The organism is Chromobacterium sp. FG89, assembly GCF_057808735.1.
The window spans coordinates 56,682-74,975 of the sequence record NZ_JBMDIQ010000019.1; the positions used below are offsets into that span (position 1 = coordinate 56,682).

General features: G+C 63.8%; 16 protein-coding genes and 1 tRNA gene. 9 read left to right on the top strand and 8 right to left on the bottom strand.

Annotated features, from left to right (window positions below):
* Window position 1 precedes the first annotated feature (1 nt).
* Complete coding sequence (gene gloB, locus ACODRW_RS17840; RefSeq protein ID WP_235087211.1) at window positions 2-766, top strand: hydroxyacylglutathione hydrolase; 765 nt, start codon at window positions 2-4, stop codon at window positions 764-766.
* Between the two features lie 326 nt (window positions 767-1,092).
* On the top strand, window positions 1,093-2,898 hold the full coding sequence (locus ACODRW_RS17845; protein ID WP_488906335.1) for a LysM peptidoglycan-binding domain-containing protein: 1,806 nt from the start codon (window positions 1,093-1,095) through the stop codon (window positions 2,896-2,898).
* Between the two features lie 56 nt (window positions 2,899-2,954).
* Here the strand turns inward: ACODRW_RS17845 and ACODRW_RS17850 are convergent, their stop codons facing one another.
* Window positions 2,955-4,034: an FUSC family protein gene (locus tag ACODRW_RS17850; RefSeq protein WP_107798429.1), complete on the bottom strand. Its 1,080-nt coding sequence runs from the start codon at window positions 4,032-4,034 to the stop codon at window positions 2,955-2,957.
* A gap of 3 nt (window positions 4,035-4,037) precedes the next feature.
* A complete protein-coding gene (gene dtd / locus ACODRW_RS17855) occupies window positions 4,038-4,490 on the bottom strand; it encodes a D-aminoacyl-tRNA deacylase (RefSeq protein ID WP_107798428.1) in 453 nt (150 codons plus the stop codon).
* A gap of 135 nt (window positions 4,491-4,625) precedes the next feature.
* Between dtd and yaaA the strand changes: the two genes are divergently transcribed.
* The gene (yaaA, locus tag ACODRW_RS17860; RefSeq protein ID WP_107798427.1) at window positions 4,626-5,399 is read left to right on the top strand and encodes a peroxide stress protein YaaA; all 774 of its coding nucleotides are present in this window, start codon (window positions 4,626-4,628) and stop codon (window positions 5,397-5,399) included.
* 255 nt (window positions 5,400-5,654) lie between these two features.
* Here the strand turns inward: yaaA and ACODRW_RS17865 are convergent, their stop codons facing one another.
* The 6 genes from ACODRW_RS17865 to ACODRW_RS17890 all read right to left on the bottom strand — a co-directional run bounded on the left by ACODRW_RS17865 (window position 5,655) and on the right by ACODRW_RS17890 (window position 12,017).
* Window positions 5,655-6,650, bottom strand: coding sequence for a 2-hydroxyacid dehydrogenase (locus ACODRW_RS17865; protein WP_488906336.1), 996 nt, complete (start codon window positions 6,648-6,650; stop codon window positions 5,655-5,657).
* A 148-nt stretch (window positions 6,651-6,798) separates the two neighbouring features.
* Window positions 6,799-6,875: transfer RNA gene (locus ACODRW_RS17870), tRNA-Met, on the bottom strand.
* 425 nt (window positions 6,876-7,300) lie between these two features.
* On the bottom strand, window positions 7,301-7,927 hold the full coding sequence (locus ACODRW_RS17875; protein ID WP_488906337.1) for a VC0807 family protein: 627 nt from the start codon (window positions 7,925-7,927) through the stop codon (window positions 7,301-7,303).
* 174 nt (window positions 7,928-8,101) lie between these two features.
* On the bottom strand, window positions 8,102-8,287 hold the full coding sequence (locus ACODRW_RS17880; RefSeq protein WP_019103612.1) for a hypothetical protein: 186 nt from the start codon (window positions 8,285-8,287) through the stop codon (window positions 8,102-8,104).
* Between the two features lie 255 nt (window positions 8,288-8,542).
* Window positions 8,543-10,603, bottom strand: coding sequence for a methionine--tRNA ligase (gene metG / locus ACODRW_RS17885; RefSeq protein ID WP_253314825.1), 2,061 nt, complete (start codon window positions 10,601-10,603; stop codon window positions 8,543-8,545).
* Window positions 10,604-10,754: 151 nt separating this feature from the next.
* Window positions 10,755-12,017 carry an MFS transporter gene (locus tag ACODRW_RS17890; RefSeq protein ID WP_107800310.1) on the bottom strand — a complete coding sequence of 421 codons (1,263 nt, stop codon included), beginning with the start codon at window positions 12,015-12,017 and terminating at the stop codon, window positions 10,755-10,757.
* 576 nt (window positions 12,018-12,593) lie between these two features.
* On the opposite strand from ACODRW_RS17890, the gene ACODRW_RS17895 reads away from it, so the two are divergent.
* The 6 genes from ACODRW_RS17895 (at window position 12,594) to ACODRW_RS17920 (ending at window position 18,228) form a co-directional block, all read left to right on the top strand.
* Complete coding sequence (locus ACODRW_RS17895; protein WP_235087131.1) at window positions 12,594-13,988, top strand: L-cystine transporter; 1,395 nt, start codon at window positions 12,594-12,596, stop codon at window positions 13,986-13,988.
* A 143-nt stretch (window positions 13,989-14,131) separates the two neighbouring features.
* Complete coding sequence (locus tag ACODRW_RS17900; RefSeq protein ID WP_488906338.1) at window positions 14,132-15,475, top strand: CoA-disulfide reductase; 1,344 nt, start codon at window positions 14,132-14,134, stop codon at window positions 15,473-15,475.
* A gap of 150 nt (window positions 15,476-15,625) precedes the next feature.
* Window positions 15,626-16,717 carry an iron-sulfur cluster carrier protein ApbC gene (apbC, locus tag ACODRW_RS17905; protein WP_107800313.1) on the top strand — a complete coding sequence of 364 codons (1,092 nt, stop codon included), beginning with the start codon at window positions 15,626-15,628 and terminating at the stop codon, window positions 16,715-16,717.
* A gap of 10 nt (window positions 16,718-16,727) precedes the next feature.
* Window positions 16,728-17,510, top strand: a complete 783-nt coding sequence (gene murI / locus ACODRW_RS17910; RefSeq protein ID WP_235087122.1) for a glutamate racemase — start codon at window positions 16,728-16,730, stop codon at window positions 17,508-17,510.
* On the top strand, window positions 17,507-17,959 hold the full coding sequence (locus ACODRW_RS17915) for a ribonuclease domain-containing protein (RefSeq protein ID WP_235087120.1): 453 nt from the start codon (window positions 17,507-17,509) through the stop codon (window positions 17,957-17,959). The genes murI and ACODRW_RS17915 overlap by 4 nt, the downstream gene beginning before the upstream one ends.
* Window positions 17,950-18,228 (top strand): barstar family protein, encoded by a 279-nt coding sequence (locus tag ACODRW_RS17920; RefSeq protein WP_107800316.1) that lies wholly within the window; start codon window positions 17,950-17,952, stop codon window positions 18,226-18,228. Before ACODRW_RS17915 ends, ACODRW_RS17920 begins: the two co-directional genes overlap by 10 nt.
* The last annotated feature ends 66 nt before the right edge of the window (window positions 18,229-18,294 follow it).

Genomic DNA, 18,294 nt, shown 5'->3' on the forward strand with positions numbered 1-18,294 from the left:
TATGCCAGCCAAATACACCGTCAGCCCGGTAGGGGCCTTCAGTGACAATTATATCTGGGTTTTGCATCACAGCGGCCGCGCTGTCGTGGTCGACCCGGGCGAAGCCGCGCCGGTGGCCGCCTTCCTGGAACGGGAAGGACTGCAACTGGAAGCCATCCTGATCACCCATCACCACGCCGACCACATCGGCGGCGTGGCCGAGCTGTCCGCGCGCTGGCCGGACGCCGCCGTCTACGGCCCGGCCGACATCGCCTCGGTCTCCCGCCCGGTGATGGACGGCGCCCGCGTCGAGCTCTCCTTCGGCGCGGCCGCGGTGCTGGAAGTTCCGGGCCACACGCTGAACCACCTGGCCTATGTGATCGACGACGCGCTGTTTTGCGGCGACACCCTGTTCGGCGCCGGCTGTGGCCGGCTGTTCGAAGGCACGCCGCGGCAAATGCACGATTCGCTGGCCAAGCTGGCCGCGCTGCCGGACGCCACCAAGGTCTATCCGGCCCATGAATACACCTTGGCCAATCTGCGCTTCGCGCTGACGGTGGAGCCGGGCAACCCGGTGCTGGCCATCCGCATGAGCCGAGACCTGAAGCTGCGCGAGCAGAACCTGCCCACCCTGCCCTCCACCATCAGCCTGGAACGCGCCAGCAATCCCTTTCTGCGCGCGCATGAACCGGCGGTGCGCCAGTCCGCCGCGCACTGGAGCGGCCAGCCGCTTAATGATGTTGTCGAGGTCTTTTCCGCGCTGCGCGAGTGGAAAAATCGCTTCTGAGGGATTTGTTCACAATCTTGCGAGCCAAGGCGAAACACGGCGAAAACGGCAGGGAAAACGACGGGAAAAACGGAAGGCGCGTCGCGGTCCATTCGTATTTCAAAACGGTTTTCAAGGCCGTATCGCCTACGCGCGGCCTACCGCGAACGGCCCCTCAAACCATGACAAGGAACTGAATCCTGAGCGCCACTGTTAAAAATAACTGGCGCAGGACAGTCTGCATGACCTATATGTCAGCAAAGCACATGAAGTTATTTGGTTTTTTGGTTGACACCCCTATGTTGGCTGTTTAGCATCAGCCGAAATCAGAATTCCGGGCCCGCCAAATGAATCGCTTCACCCCGTTGGCACTTTCGCTGTCATTTGCTTTTTTATTTGCCTCCGCCGCGCACGCGGACGGGGCGTTTCGCCAATCCGTCGGCGTGGACGAGGGCCTGGCCTCCGGCCTGGACATGATGCTGCTGAACTCCAGCCTGCTTCGCAACGGCGACAATGTCTGGGAGCGCGCGCGCGAAGGCTTCCAACTGCCGGAAGTGAACGCCGACATCGTGCGCCGCCAGGAACGCTTTTATGCCAGCAAGCCGGAATACTTCCGCCGCACGCTGGACCGCAGTAGAAAATATCTGTTTCACATCATGAACGAGGTGGAGCGCCGCGGCATGCCCACCGAACTGGCGCTGCTGCCGCTGGTGGAAAGCGCCTTCGTTCCCACCGCGAAATCCCATGTCGGCGCCTCCGGCCTGTGGCAATTCATGCCAGCCACCGGCCGCCACTACGGTCTGGAACAGACCTGGTGGTACGACGGCCGCCGCGACGTGATGGAAGCCACCCGCGCCGCGCTGGACTACCTGGAAAACCTGTACGGACAGTTTGGCGACTGGAATATCGCCTTGGCCGCCTATAACTGGGGCGAGGGCAACGTCTCCCGCGCCATCGCCCGGCTGCAGGCCAGCGGTCAGGAAGTGACGTACGAAAACATCCGCATGCCCAACGAAACGCGCAACTACGCGCCCAAGTTGCTGGCGGTGCGCAACATCCTCAACGATCCGGCCAAGTTCGGGGTGCGCCTGGACAAATTCCCCAACAAGCCTTATTTCGTCGCGGTTTCCACCGGCAAGCACATGAATATCGACATCGCCGCCAAGCTGGCCGGCGTGTCCATCGGGGAATTCAAAGAACTGAACCCGGCCTTCAACCTGCCGGTATACGCGCACAAAAACGGCCGCCAGATGCTGATCCCGGCGGCCAAGGCCGACAAGTTCCAAGCCAATCTGGCCAAGTGGGACAAGCCGCTGCTCACTTGGGAAGTCTACACTCCGCCCGCGGACGCCAACGTCAGCCTGATCGCCAGCGAGCACGGCATGAGCGCCGGCCAATTGATGAGCGCCAACAATCTGAGCAGCAGCTCGCTCAAGGCCGGCCAGCCGGTGCTGGTGGCGATGAGCAAGGATCAGCGCGACATCCGTCCGCTGGACGCCACCGACACCGCCTTGCCGGAAAGCGGCGACAGCGCCACCCTGTTGGCGCAGGCGGAAACGCCGCGCGCCGCGCCGGCGGTGATGGTCGCCTCGGCCCAAGCCGTCCCGCAAGCCACCCCCGTCGCTCAGGTTCAGACGCCGCCGGCCGCCGGCCAGCCCGCTCCCGCCCTGGCGGCAGCGCCGGAAGCCCCGCCGGCCCCGGCCAAAACCGTCCTCGTGGCGGCCGCGACAACGGCCACGGCCGACGCCGACGGCAATTACACCGTGGCCGCGGGAGACACCCTGTACAGCGTCGCCCGTCGCTTCAACCTTAGTCTGGACGATTTGAAAACGGCCAATCAGTTGGACTCCAACACCGTTCTGGTCGGCCAGGTGCTCAACGTCAACAAAACCCTGGACAAGAGCGTGACCCTGCTGGCGGACAGCCGCGCCAGCCAGGCTCAGCAAGACGCCTTGCTGAAAGTCAGCGGCCTGCAGATCAACCAGCGCGCCACCGGCAGCGTGCCGGCGGAATACGTGGTGCAGCGCGGCGACACCCTATTCAGCATCGCCCGCCGCTTCGGCGTCAATCACAACGACATCCAGCGCTGGAACGATTCCCGCCAGTTGACCCGGCTGCAGCCGGGCCAGAAAGTGCGCATCCAGGGCCTGTAAGGACTTGGGCCGCAAAAAAAAGCCAGGGCGAGCCCTGGCTTTTTTCATGTCCACTGCTAACGGCTGCGCCCCTGGCTGGCGCTGCTCAGCCAGTGCCACACCATCAGCAGCACCCCGCGGCTGGGCGGCGGCACCTGCATCAGGCTGGGCAGCAGCAGCGCCAAATCCTCGCGCAAATGCTCGGCGACCAGATTGAACTCCGCAGTCAGCCAGTGGCAATACGAAGGCTTGTCCAGCGCCAGCGGACTGACCGCCTCGCTCAGCACCTCCGCCAACATCGCCGGCTGATTGAAGCGCATGCCGTGAGCGGCGCGCATCAGCGTGCGCACGATGGCGCGGCGCTGCTCGGCGCCGTCGCTCAGGGCCGGCGTGTTCTGGGCCACCTCGCCCATACGGTCCAGCAAGCTGCACAGCGCGCGCTGACGCCGCTGGATGGCGTCGAAACCCGCCGCGGGCAGGCCGGACTCCTGCACCGCCGCCGCCACCAAGGCCCGCATCCGGATCAAGCGGCTGTTGAAACGCTCCAGCGCCAAGCCGGCGTCCACCTCGCGCCGCCGCGCGATCTTGCTGTACAGGGTGGCCGCTTCGCGCAAATTGTCCGCCAGCAAAAAACGCCAGCTGTCTATCGCCCGCAAAGGAAACAGACCCGCGGCCACCAAGCCCAGCAGAGAACCGGCCAGCACATTGAAGCCGCGCCACAGCGCGGCCTCCACCGGCTCGTTGCCCAGGCCGGCGACAATCACCATGGTCAGCCCCACCAGCAGCGCCAGATACTCGCCCTTGCCCAGCGCGAACCAGGCGCTGAGCATCACCAGCGCCGTCATCCACAGATAGCAGGACAGCGGCGAATGGCGGTACAAGGCCATGGCCACCAGGCCGGCCGCCGCCCCCAGCAAAGAGCCGCCCATGCGCTGCAAGGCCTTGCGCCTTACCCCGCCCCAGTGCGGCACGCTGCCCAGCACGATCAGAATGGTCACCAGCATCCAGCTGCCATGCGGTATCTCGAACAGCAGGTTCAAGGCCAAACCCACCAAAAACGCCGCGGCCACCCGCAGCACATGCGCCTGCCGGGCGTACAGGTTCAGATAATACGGCGTCAGCAGAATGCGCCAGGAGCGCCAGCGGCTGCCTTCCATCTCTCACTCCATCGTCTTGCTGTCCAGCCAGATCGTCACCGGACCATCGTTGACCAGCGCCACCTGCATGTCCGCGCCAAACACCCCGGTGGGCACCGGCTTGCCCAAGGTCTGCGCCATCGAGGCGACAAATTGATCGAACAGGGGGCTGGAGCGCTCCGGCCGCGCCGCGCGCGAATACGACGGTCGATTGCCCTTCTTGGTGCTGGCGAACAGGGTGAACTGGCTGACCGCCAACACCTCGCCGCCGCAATCCAGCACCGAGCGGTTCATCACGCCAGCCTCGTCGTTGAAGATCCGCAGTTGGCTGAGCTTGCGCGTCAGCCAGGCGATATCCTCCGCCCCGTCTTCCTCCTCAATGCCCACCAGCAACAGCAGGCCGGGGCCGATCTCCCCGGTCACGCGCCCTTCCACCGTCACCGACGCCTGCCTCGCCCTTTGCACCAATACCCTCATGCCCTCTCCTTGCCAGACCATCATAGATTCAAATCCCGGCCTGCATTCTAGAGCCAAGCGCGCCGCCGGTCACGACGACGGGCCAAGCCCGGCGCAGTCCAGTACAATGACGGCTGCTCAATAAGGATTCGCCTCATGCTGATGGTCATCTCCCCAGCCAAGACGCTGGACTTCGACACCCCCGCCGCCACCGATCACTACACCCAGCCGGACTTTCTGCATCACAGCGCCGAACTGATTCAGGTGCTGCGCGCCAAGAGCCCGCTGGAAATCGGCAAGCTGATGAGCATCAGCGACGCGCTGGCCCAATTGAACGTGGGCCGCTACCACGACTGGCAAGCGCCGTTCAGCCCGGCCAACGCCAAACAGGCGGTGCTGGCCTTCAAGGGCGACGTCTACGAAGGCCTGAACGCCGCCAGCCTGGAGCCGGGGCAGATGAGCTATCTGCAAAACCATTTGCGCATCCTGTCCGGCCTCTACGGCGCGCTGCGGCCGCTGGACCTGATGCAGCCCTACCGGCTGGAGATGGGCACCCGCCTGAGCAACCCGCGCGGCAAAAACCTGTACGAGTTCTGGGGCGACACCGTCACCCACGCGCTGAATGCAGTGCTGGAGCAAAGAAAAGACCCGGTGCTGGTGAACCTGGCCTCGGAGGAATACTTCAAGGCGGTGAAGCCGGCCAAGCTCAACGGCAGCCTGATCACCCCGGTGTTCCAGGACCGCAAGAACGGCCAGTACAAAATCATCAGCTTCTACGCCAAGCGCGCGCGCGGCATGATGGCGCGCTGGGCCGCGCTGCATCAGGTCAGCCAGCCGGAGCAGCTCAAGCACTTCGACAGCGCCGGTTACGCCTTCGATGCGGCGGCCTCCAGCGAGCTCAACTGGGTGTTCCGCCGCGACCTGCCCTAAGAACCTCTGAAAGTCTGCTGCGCTTCAGCGATACGGCGTTGAAAAACCCTTCGAAATGCTCATGTACCCCCGTACATTCCGCTTTCTCAGCCTCAACGCCTTGTCTCGCTCTGGCTCGCGAAATCGTAAACAGACACGCTAAGACCCGCTAACAGCATCCCTGACCCTGCGTTGCGCCTTCTTGTCGTAGGACTTACTGCCTGCGTCGGCGCGCCTTGGCTCAGCTTCTCTGCGCAGTTTTCTTAGCAGCCCCAACTAGGCGGAGACGGCGTTGACCAGCGCCTCTCCCCGCTCGAAAGCGCCGGCATTGCCCAAGGTGGTGTCGGCGATATTCATCAGCGCCTCGCGCGTCAGAAAGCCTTGGTGCGAAGTCACCAGCACATTGGGAAAAGTCAGCAGCCGCGCCAGCTGATCGTCCTGCAGCCCGCTTTCCGACAGGTTCTCGAAAAACACGCCCTCTTCCATCTCGTACACGTCCAGGCCCACGCCGGACAAGCGCCCGGCCTTCAAGGCCTCCAGCAAGGCAGCGGTATCGATCAGGCCGCCGCGGCTGGTATTGATCAAGACCGCGCCCGGCTTCATCCGCGCCAGCGTCTCACGATTGACCACATGCCGGCTCTCCGCCGTCAGCGGCAGATGCAGGCTGATCACGTCCGCCTGCCGCCAGACCTCCTCCAAGGACACGAACTCGCAGCCCAGGCTCGCCGCCAGCTCGGCGTTGGGATACAGATCGTAAGCCAGCACCCGCATGCCGAAGCCGCGTGCGATGGACATCGTGGCCTGGCCGATGCGGCCGGCGCCCAACACGCCCATAGTCTTGCCGTGCAAATCGAAACCCACCAGTCCGTCCAAGGAAAAATCCATCTCCCGCACCCGGGTATAGGACTTGTGGATGCGGCGCACCACCGCCAGCAGCAAGGCAAAGGCGTGCTCGGCCACCGCGTGCGGCGAATAGGCCGGCACCCGGGTCACCGCGATGCCGTGCTGGCGGCAGGCCGCCAGATCCACGCCGTTGTAGCCGGCGCAGCGCAAGGTCACCAGCTTCACCCCCGCTGCCGCCAGCTTGGCCACCACCGCCGCGTCCAGCCTGTCGTTGACGAAGGGGCAGACCGCGTCCACGTCCTGAACCAGGCCCACGGTGTCCAGGTTCAGGCGCGGTTCGAAAAACTGCAATTGATGATGGTGGCTTTGATTGGCGGCCTCCAGCGCGTGGCGGTCGTAATTCTTGGCGTCGAAAACGGCAATGCGCATGCTGCGGCTCCTGAATGCGGATGGATGAGACCACTATAAAGCAGCTCTTCTCCCAACTAAAAGCCTAGCGTGCAAGCAACTCCGGCCCTCACGGGCGGGAACGGAAATGCAAAAAACCCGAAGCCGTTTGGCTTCGGGTTTTTTAACTTGGTTGCGGGGGCAGGATTTGAACCTACGACCTTCGGGTTATGAGCCCGACGAGCTACCAGACTGCTCCACCCCGCGTCTGATCTGTCTGCTGCGTTTCGTGCAGAGGAGCGAACTATACCCCGCCCCGTTTTTCTGGTCAAGCGTTTTGGGAAAAAAGATTTTTGATGCGGGGAAAGTTCGCACCAAGACGATTCATACTTGTTAACAGTTGATCTTTACTACCACACACCTGATCAACAAAGACCGTCTAAAGTGAACTCAAGGTCAGCGCAGTCGTTCTCCCCGAGCGATTGCGGCCCGAGAAGTCAGCCGCCTGTCTGCCAACAGGCGCTGCCGATGCGGGCGCGATCTTGTGCATTTTGGAAGACATTGCCGCTGCGGTTTCGACTGCCAGCGAAGCCGCAAAACAAGCAGCCGTGTCTTTCCTCCTAAGTGTTCATCACGGAACTTCAGGGCCGCTTTTGCGGCCCTTTTTTTTGTCTATTCGCCCGCGATCTGCTTCAAAGCGCGGCCATGGCCACGGCGGCTTCGCGGCGCATCTTCCGCCTATACAGCAAGGTCATCAGGCACAGCCCGCCCATCACGCCGTAGCTGATGAAGGGCGCCACCAGCAGAAAACGCTCCACCGGCCAGGTCCAGGCCAGATAAGCGCGCCCGCCCGCCTCCAGGCTCAAGCCCAAGCCCCACCACAGCGTCATCCGCTGGATAGCGCGCCTGAAGCCATCCGCGCGCCATAGTTGTTCGAACCGTTCCCTCCCCTGCTCCGATTCCCGCGCCAAGGTCGCCCGCGCCAGATAGAACACCAGCGGCCGGCGCAGCGCCAGGGACAGCAGAAAGCCGCAGCCGATCAAACCGGTGATCAGGGACTCGCGCAGCAACAGCAGGCGCGCGTCGCCGCCCAGCAGCATGGCCAGCAAGGACAAGCCTATGCCCAACAACACCAGCAGGCTCAAAGCGTCCACGCGCCGGAAGCGCAACAGCTCGATCACGCTCCACAGCACCGGCGGCAAGGCGGAAAACATCAGCGCCCCGGCTTCGCCCCAGCGCGGCTCGCCATAGCGGTAGCACAACCAGGGCAGCAGGAAATTGACGATGATTTCCAGTATCAGTTTTGCGCGTTTCGGCACGGCGCCTCCGCCTTCAAATGCAAAAAGCATGAACAATTTGCATCGAAACGTCAACTGCCTGACTTGAATTTTTCGCAGGGGGAGAAAAAGGACGGGCCAAAAACAAAGCCCCGCATTTTGCGGGGCTTCATCTGTAATCTGCGCAATGGAATGGACAAACGCAGGGGAGTGGCATCAGGCGGCCGCCTGAATGAAGGCGTTGGCGGGATACAAGGCGCTGGCCAAGCCCAAGGCAGACTTGAAAGTCACTTCAAACATCTTGCCAACCTGTCGAATGCTGACCACTTCGTAATGCATGGTAGAGCCGCTGTCCTTGTGCTCAAGGATTTTGTAGCCGGGTTTCAGTTGAGAAATTTTCATGATGGTTCATTCCTTTTTCTTTTTTTTGGGTTGTTCAAAATTCATTTCATCTAGAGACATACCATATTTTCAAAAGTTCCGCCAGCCGGACGAGAATGTTTCGCATTTGGCTTGCAGTGAATGTAACAGCCTCAGATGACAGCCCGGTGAAGGTTTCGGGGCCGCGAAATGACGCGGCCCCTGCATGCCAATATGACAGCAGGGGCCGCGGGACCCAACTAGTAAAAAGAACAGTCAGGATTAGGAACTACCGGCTCAGCCTATGCGCATGCCCGGCTTGGCGCCTTGATCGGCGTCCAGCAGGAACAGGCCTTCGCTGTCGTCCTGGCCGGAAGCGCAGACGATCATGCCCTGCGACACGCCGAAGCGCATCTTGCGCTCGGCCAGATTGGCCACCACCACCACATTGCGGCCCACCAGTTTTTCCGGCTCCTGATAAGCCTTGCGGATGCCGGAGAAGATGTTGCGCTTCTCAAAGCCCATATCCACGGTGAACTGCAGCAGTTTGTCCGAGCCTTCGACGAAGTTGCACTCCAGCACCTTGCCGATGCGCAGGTCCAGCTTGGCGAAGTCGTCGATCTTGATGGTTTCGGCCAGCGGCTCGTATTGAGCGGCGGCCGGGGTGTCTGCGGTGGCTTGCATATTCTGTTTGTTCGCTTCTATCAGTTTGTCGATCAGCACCGGGTCGATGCGCTGCATCAGGTGCTGGTAGGCGTGGATCTTCTTGCCCAGCAGCAGGTTGGCGGCGTCGCTCCAGGCGAGCGGCGCCACGTCGAGGAAGGCTTCCACGCCTTCGGCCAGCTTGGGCAGCACCGGCTTCAGGTAAATGGTGAGCAGGCGGAAGGCGTTGATCAACACAGTGCAGACTTCCTGCAAGCGCGCGTCCTGGCCTTCCTGCTTGGCCAGTTCCCACGGCTTGTTGGCGTCCACGTAGGCGTTGACCACGTCCGCCAGCGCCATCACGTCGCGCAGCGCCTTGGCGTATTCGCGCGCCTCGAAGGCGGCGGCCAGTTCATCGGCAGCGGCCTGCAGCTTGGCGAGGATGTCGCCGTCGCTAACCTGGCTGGCCAGCATGCCGTCAAAGCGCTTGGCGATGAAGCCGGCGGAGCGGCTGGCGATGTTGACGAACTTGCCCACCAGATCGGAATTCACCCGCGCGACGAAGTCGTTCAGGTTCAGATCGATGTCTTCGATGCGGCCGTTCAGTTTGGCGGCGATGTAATAGCGCATCCACTCCGGATTCAGCCCGCAATCCAGATAGCTCTTGGCCTGGATGAAGGTGCCGCGCGACTTGGACATCTTCTGCCCGTCCACGGTGAGGAAGCCGTGGGCGAACACGCCGGTGGGCGCGCGCAGGCCGGAGTAGTTCAGCATCGCCGGCCAGAACAGCGCGTGGAAGTACAGGATGTCCTTGCCGATGAAGTGGTACATCTCGGTACGGCTGTCCTTGCCGAACCACTCGTCGAAATTCAGGCCGCTGCGATCGCACAGGTTCTTGAAGCTGGCCATGTAACCGATGGGCGCGTCCAGCCACACATAGAAGTACTTGCCCGGCGCGCCGGGGATTTCGAAGCCGAAGTACGGCGCGTCGCGGCTGATGTCCCAGTCCTGCAGGCCGCCGGAAATCCACTCGTTCATCTTATTCAGCGATTCCGGCTGCAAATGCGGCTGGGTCGCGCCGTCGGCGCGCACGCTGCTGCCGCCGGTCCATTGCTTGAGGAAGTCGGCGCACTCGCCCAGACGGAAGAAATAGTGCTCGGAGGTTTTCAGCACCGGCTTGGCGCCGGACACCGCCGAGTACGGGTTCTTCAGTTCGGTGGGGTTGTAAGTGGCGCCGCAGACTTCACAGTTGTCGCCGTATTGATCCTTGGCGCTGCACTTGGGGCATTCGCCCTTGACGAAGCGGTCCGGCAGGAACATCTGCTTTTCCGGGTCGAACAGCTGCTCGATGGTGCGGCAGGCGATCTTGTCGTCGGCTTTCAAGGCCAGATACACCTGCTCCGCCAGCGCCTTGTTCTCCGGGCTGTTGGTGCTGTAGTAGTTGTCGTGGCCGATCAGGAAGCCTTGGGAATCCGCCAGGTGCAGTTCGCGCACGCTGTCCACCAACTGCTCCGGGGTGATGCCCTGTTTTTCCGCCGCCAGCATGATGGGGGCGCCGTGGGTGTCGTCGGCGCAGACGTAATAGCATTCGTGGCCGCGCATCTTCTGGAAGCGCACCCAGATATCGGTCTGAATCTGTTCCAGCATGTGACCCAGATGCAGCCCCGCGTTGGCGTAAGGCAGTGCGCTGGTCACCAGAATCTTGCGTTTGCTCATTAGGATTGTTCCAAAGGTGCGATCTGAAACGATCGATTATAGAGGCAGTCGCCCCCGGCGGTCACGACGGATATCCGGGAAACGGCGGCCATCAAGACAAAGCCCGGCCGCGCATGCGGGCCGGGCTGTGCCAGCGGGGCCGGGTTCGGGCTCAGGAAGCCTGATTGGCCAGTTCCGGCTGCTTGGCCTCGGCCTGTTGCGCGCGCTCCAGCATGGCCCCGCGCACGGTGCGGCGCGCCACCTGCACATAGGCCAGCGAGAAGGCCAGCGACAGGCAGGCGAAGCCGAGCATGCCGGCCTGCTGGTAAGCGATGCGGAACAGCTCCACGCCCAGCGCGTAGCCGGCCATGGACAACATGCTCATGCTGGCAGACACCGTGCCCTTGCCGGCGGCGTCGCAGGACATCAGCGCAAAACGGTAGAGCACGCCAAACGCCAGGCCTTCGCCGAAAGCCATCAGCGTCATGCCGGCCACCATGAAGTATTGCGGATGCGCGGACAACAGCACGCCGGACAGCATCAGGCTGAGGCCGATCACGATGGGCCACATGCCGATCAGCGCGGAACGGCCCAGCGGCCAGCGGCCGGCCACCAGCACCAGCGCCAGATTGCCGGCGATCAGGCCGCCGAACACCGGCAGCTGCATCAGGCCGTATTCCAGCGCGCTCATGTGCAGATCATTCACCAGCAGCACCGGCGACATGGCGATCCAGCCCATCAGCGGCAGCGCCAGCAGCGGGATGCACAGCGCGGACAGCACGAAGCGGCCGTTGCCGAACACTTTCAGATAATCGCGGCCCATCTGCGCCAGCGGCAGTTTCTCGTGGCTGGGCTGGGTGGTTTCCGGCATTTTCCAGATCAGGCCCAGCAAGGCCAGGAAGGACAGCGCGGCGATCAGCAGGAAACTGGTGCGCCACGGCGCCAGCTCCATCAGCGCGGCGCCGGCCAGCGGGCCGGCCAGCGGCGCGATCAGCGCCACATTGGCCATCAAGGCGGTGACCTTGACCGCGGCTTTTTCTTCAAAGGCTTCCTGCACCGCGGCGTAACCGACGGCGTTGATGAAGCACAGGCCAATGCCCTGCAGCAGACGCAGTGCGATGAAGGCCTCGATGGAGTTCACCAGATAGGTGGCCAGGCAGGTCACGGTGAAGTAGGCGACGCCGAACAGCAGCACCGGCCGGCGGCCGATGCGGTCGGACAGAGGGCCGGTCAGCCAGGACAGCAGCGCGCCGCCCAGCAGGAAGGCGGTCATGGACGCCGGCACCCAGGAGGCGTCGACCAGGAATTCCCGGGTGACCGCCAACATGGCCGGCTGCACCATGTCGTTGCAGATGTAGACGGCGAATTCGAACAGAACCAGGGCCAGCGGAAACAATAGATTGGAACGGCTAAGCTTTGCGTGTAGAGCGGACATTAGGGAGATGCAGCCTTTCTGAGACCGGCAAGCAGCGCGCTTGCCCATGCGGCCGGACGGACAAGGGCCAAATAAAGCGAAAAAGGGGCGCAATTGTACCTGCAGAAAGCCTGGTGCGCAAAGCAATTTTTGCCACAAACACAATAAAAACAGCAATTTGCAACCCAAACACCCCACACCCCGCCAAGCAAAGACGAGACGAGCGCGCAGGCGCCGGCCAAGCCATCGTCGATCGCTCCGGCTCGGCGCCACGGCGCGATTGATAGAAAAACAATCAATAAGCTTATGCTTATTAATATGAGTAAAGCGCGGGGAATATCGGTAAAATCGCCGCTTTTCGCCGTATTCCCCCGGCGCGGCCGCGCGGGCTCCCGCCAGCGGCGCCCCACCGGGCGAAGCTTTTTTATCAGGATTCCAAGCTCGTCTGACCTCGCTCAAAATGCCGACGCCGCGCCGTCGCTACGCTGAGCCCAGCTCGCCGCCCCACCCCAAAACCCGCCCCTGCGCTTTGACGCCAAGCCGGCCCGGGCGGCCAGCGGAACCTGACGACAAAACCAATAGATTAAGGGGTTTCCCATGACCTTGACCGTCATCGCCACGCTAGCCGTCACGCTGGCCTTGTTGGCGCTGCTGTGGCAGCAGCAACGCACTCACGTATCCTTCACCAAGCGGGTCTTCACCGGCCTGGCGCTGGGCGTCGCCTTCGGCGCCGCGCTGCAATGGCTGGCCCAACCCGGCTCGCCTGCGCTGGCCGCCTGCCTGGAACTGTGCGAAATCATCGGCTCCGGCTACGTCAAGCTGCTGCAGATGATCGTGATCCCGCTAATCATGGTGTCCATCATCGCCGCGCTGTTGAAGCTGGAAGGCGGCTCCTCGCTGGGCAAGATCAGCGCCGCCACCCTGGGCGTGCTCTTGTTCACCACCATGCTCGCCGCCGGCGCCGGCATTCTGATGGCCAATCTGTTCGGCCTCAGCGCCGAGGGTCTGACCGCCGGCGCCGCCGAGGTGGCGCGCGGCGAATCGCTGGTGAAGAACCTGAGCACGGTGGAGGACTTGTCCTTCAGCAAGCTGGTGCTGGACTTCCTGCCGGCCAACCCCTTCCTGGACATGACCGGCGCGCGCAAGACCTCCACCATCGCGGTGGTGATCTTCTCGGTGCTGATCGGCCTGTCCGCCACCGGCATCGCCCGCAAAAAACCCGAGCTGTTCGCCAGCTTCAGCCATTTCATCGCCGTGGCCCAGGCCATCGTGATGCGCATGGTGACCCTGGTGCTGCGCCTGACCCCTTACGGCGTATTCGCGCTGATGACCAAGGTGGTGTCCGGTTCCAGCTGGGCCGACATCGTCAACCTGATCAACTTCGTGCTGGCTTCCTACGGCGCGATGCTGCTGATGTTCGCCGTGCACCTGCTGCTGGTGGGCCTGGCCGGCGTCAATCCGCTGCGCTGGACTAAAAAAGTGATCCCGGTGCTGACCTTCGCCTTCACCTCGCGCACCAGCGCCGGCTCCATCCCGATGAACGTGGCCACCCAGAACAAGCTGCTGGGCATTCCGGACGGCATCGCCAACTTCGCGGCCTCCTTCGGCGCCACCATCGGTCAGAACGGCTGCGCCGGCATCTACCCGGCCATGCTGGCGGTGATGATCGCCCCCACCGTGGGCGTCAATCCGATGGATCTGCACTTCATCGTGCCGCTAATCGCCATCATCACCATCAGTTCCTTCGGCGTGGCCGGCGTTGGCGGCGGCGCCACCTTCGCCGCGCTGATCGTGCTGTCCGCGCTGGACTTCCCGGTGGCGCTGGCCGGCCTGCTGATCTCGATCGAACCCTTGATCGACATGGGCCGCACCGCGCTCAATGTCAGCGGCTCCATCACCGCCGGCACCGTGACCAGCCGCCTGCTGGGCCAGACCGATATGCAGGTGTTCAATAGCGACCGCGAGATCAATCTGGACGAAGAAATGGCTTAACAAGCTGCGCGAGACTCCGCCTTGAAAACCGCCTGGGAATGCCTATTTACAACCTGTAAATCCAGCATACCAGGCGGTTTTTCCATTAAAGCCGCCAACTGCCCCACAATGCGGCACAGCAACAACCCGGACGGGAACACACTATGAAAATCGTCATCATCGGCGGCGAAGCCGCCGGCATGAGCGCGGCGGCCAAGGCCCGCCGCAGCGCGCCGCAAGCCGAAATCGACGTCTACGAGATGTCCGAGGTCATTTCCTTCGGCGCTTGCGGCCTGCCCTACTTCGTCGGCGGCGAGTTCGACGAGCCCGGCTATATGGCCGAATTCAGCGTGGAAGACTTCGCCAAGCGCAATATCCGCGTGCACACCGGCCACCAGGCGCTGAGCATAGACCCCGCCTCCAAGCGGGTGCGCGTGCGCCGGCTGGCGGACGGCGAAGCCTTCGACGCCGCTTACGACAAACTGATGATCGCCACCGGCGCCAGCGAAATCCGCCCGCCGCTGCCGGGCCTGGACTTGCCGGGCGTGCATACGCTGCGGGTGATGGAAGACGGCCTGGCGCTGCGCGCGGCCGCAGCCCGCGAGGAAGTGCGCGAAGTCGCCATCATCGGCGCCGGCTTCATCGGCCTGGAGTTGGCCGAAGCCATGGTCCGCCTGGGCAAGCGCGTGCGGCTGATCCAGCTGGCGGAACGGGTGATGCCGGACGCCTTCGACGCTGAAATCACCGGCCTGATGGAGCAGGAGCTGCGCGAACACGGCGTGGCCTTGCACCTGTCCGAGGCCGTCACCGCGCTGCGCGGCGACGGCGACGGCGCGGTGCAAAGCGTGCTCACCGAGCGCGGCGAATACCCGGCCGACCTGGTGGTGCTGAGCATAGGCATACGCCCCAACTCCGCCTTTGCCGCCGACGCCGGCCTGCAGCGCCTGGGCAACGGCGCCATCGTGGTCAACGCCTACGGCGAAACCAGCCTGCCGGACATCTACGCCGCCGGCGACTGCGCCGCCGCGCCGCATCAGCTCACCGGCCAACCGGTCTACGTGGCGCTGGCCACCGGGGCCAACAAGCTGGGCCGGCTGGTGGGCGAGAACCTGGCCGGCGGCCGCCAGGCCTACCCGGGCACCCTGGGCTCCGCCGCGGTGCGGGTGCTGTCGCTGGACGCCGCGCGCACCGGCCTGTCCGAAGCCCAGGCGCGCGCCGCCGGCTTTGATTGCCAAAGCGTGCTGGTCAAGGACAAGAACCACACCAACTACGTGCCGGGCCAGGCGGAAGTCCACGTCAAACTCTGCTACGAAACCGGCAGCCGGCGGCTGCTGGGCGCGCAGATGATAGGCCGCAACGGCGATGTGGTGCATCGGCTGGACGCGCTGGCGGTGGCCATCGCCAAGGGCGTCAGCGCGCGCGAACTGGGCATGATGGACTTCTGCTACGCGCCGCCCTTCGCCCGCACCTGGGACGTGCTCAACGTCGCCGGCAACGTGGTCAAATAAGCCAGGCCGACAGCCCCCGCCCGCCCGCGCCGATGCCAGCGCGGGCAAGTTGGGGTAAACTGCCGGACAGCCAAAGATTCAACGGATGTCCTCCCCATGCTCTCCAAGCTCACCCGCCTTTTCCAGTCCTCACCGGGAACCGAAAACAGCATGTCACTCAGCGATGCTCAAGTGCTGGAAGCCGTGTCCAGCCTGATCGACGACAACACCGGCAAACCCTTCGTCGCCGCCAAGGCGGTGAAAAACATCAAGATCAGCGACGCCGAACTGTCGCTGGACGTGGTGTTGGCCTATCCGGCCAACAGCCAGCACGAACCGGTTCGCCTGCGCTTTGAAGCCGCGCTGGCGCCGCTGGCCGAGCAACGCAAACTCAGCGTGCGCGTGGGCAGCCTGATCACCAGCCACTCCGCCCAGCGCGGCGTGCCGCTGCTCTCCGGCGTCAAGAACGTGATCGCCGTCGCCTCCGGCAAAGGCGGGGTGGGCAAATCCACCACCGCGGCCAACCTGGCGCTGGCGCTGTCCGCGGAAGGCGCGCGCGTCGGCATCCTGGACGCCGACATCTACGGCCCGTCCCAGCCGCTGATGATGGGCTTGCAGGGCCAGCGTCCGGAAACCCCGGACGGCAAAAGCCTGAAGCCGCTGGAAAGCCACGGCGTGCAAACCATGTCCATCGGCTATCTGGTGGACGCGGACCAGGCCATGGTCTGGCGCGGCCCCATGGTCAGCCAGGCGCTGCAACAGCTGCTCAACGACACCCGCTGGGACAATCTGGACTATCTGGTGATCGACATGCCGCCGGGCACCGGCGACATCCAGCTGACGCTGTCTCAAAAAGTGCCGGTCACCGGCGCCGTCATCGTCACCACCCCGCAAGACATCGCGCTGCTGGACGCGCGCAAGGGCGTCACCATGTTCCAGAAAGTGGGCATCCCCATCCTGGGCATGGTGGAGAACATGGCCATCCACGTCTGCTCCCACTGCGGCCACGCCGAACACATCTTCGGCGAAGGCGGCGCGGCGCGGATGGCGGCGGACTTCGGCGTGGACGTGCTGGGCTCCCTGCCGCTGGACATGGGCATCCGCCTGGCGGCGGACGGCGGCACCCCCACGGTGGCGGCCGACCCGGATGGCAAGGTGGCGGAACTGTACAAGGCCATCGCCCGCAAAGTGGCGGTGAAGGTGGGCGAGAAAGCCCAGGACTTCTCCGGCAAATTCCCTAAGATCGTCATCCAGAACAACTGACAAACGCATCATGATCGCGATGTTCGACTCCGGCCTCGGCGGCCTTTCGGTATGGAAGGCCGTCCGCGCCGCGCTGCCCGGCTGGGGCATCACCTATCTGGCCGATCAGGCCTACTGCCCCTACGGCCAACGCAGCCACAGCGACATCGCCGAGCGCAGCGTCAGAATGGGCCGCTATCTGCAAGAACAAGGCGCCACCCTGCTGGTGGTGGCCTGCAACACCGCCACCACCGCCGGCATCGCCGCCATGCGCCGCGAGCTTTCCATCCCGCTGGTGGGCATAGAGCCGGCGATCAAGCCGGCGGCGGCCATGAGCCGCACCGGCCGCATCGCCGTGCTGGCCACCCAGGCCACGCTGCAAAGCGAGCGGGTGCGCAAACTGCTGGACACCCACGCCGGCCACGTTGAAGTGCTGCGCCGCGTGGGCGCGGGCTGGGTGGAGCAAGTGGAGGCCGGCGAGCTGGACAGCCCGCGCACGCGCGAACTGGTGGCGGCCGTAGTGCGGCCGCTACTTGACGAGCGCATCGACCACATTGCGCTGGGCTGCACCCATTACCCGTTTCTGGAGCCGCTGATCCGCGAACTGACCGGCGACGGCATCGCCTTGTACGACCCGGCCGAGGCCATCGCCCGGCGCGTGGCCTCCTTGCTGCCGGACGCCGCGCCCGCCGTCGCCCCGGCCTACCGCTTCATCACCACCGACGCCGACAGTGCCGGCATGCGCCGCATCCTGCCGCTGCTGATAGGCGCCGACCACCCGGTTGAATCCCTGCCTCTGGAGCAAGCCCAATGATTCCACGTCTATCGCGCCTGTTGGCGCTGGCCTGTCTGATCGCCGCCCCCGCCGCCTGGGCCTTGCCGCAATGCTCGCTGGTGGCGGTCCAAGTCAATCAGCAAGCCGGCAACAAGCTCAACCAGAACGAGTTGAGCGCGGTGCTGAGCCAGTTGGGCAAGAACGGCCAGCTGCCGGCGCAATTCATCAACAAGCGCCAGGCCAAGAACGCCGGCTGGCAGCCCGGCCGCAGCCTGTGGAGCGTGCCCGGCCTCAACGGCAAATCCATAGGCGGCGACCGTTTCGGCAATTACGAAAAACGTCTGCCCAAGGGGCAATGGCAGGAAGCCGATCTGAACTATAAAGGGGGCAAGCGCGGCGCTTACCGCATCGTGTTCTCCGGTTCCGGCCAGCGTTTCGTCACCGTAGATCACTACAACCGCTTCATCGAGGTGCCACCATGCCAGTGAAAGTTTGCGAACTGCACCACATCAAGAGCCTGGACCAGCTGTTTGACGAGCTGAGCCGCCAGTTGCTCCTGCCGGCCCACTTCGGCCGCAATCTGGACGCGCTGTACGACAGCCTGGCCAAAGACGTGACGGGCCCCTTCGAGATCGTCTGGCGCGAAACCGAGGAAGCGCGCAAGGCGCTGGGCGTGGACCTTTACGCCACCATTCTGGAAATTCTGGAAACCGTGGCCGAGGAACGCGGCGACGTCACGCTGGACATCCACCACTGAAACACCGGGCCGCCGCAGCAAGGCGCCGGGGCGGCCCTTCATCCCGATGGCAAGTTCATCATCATT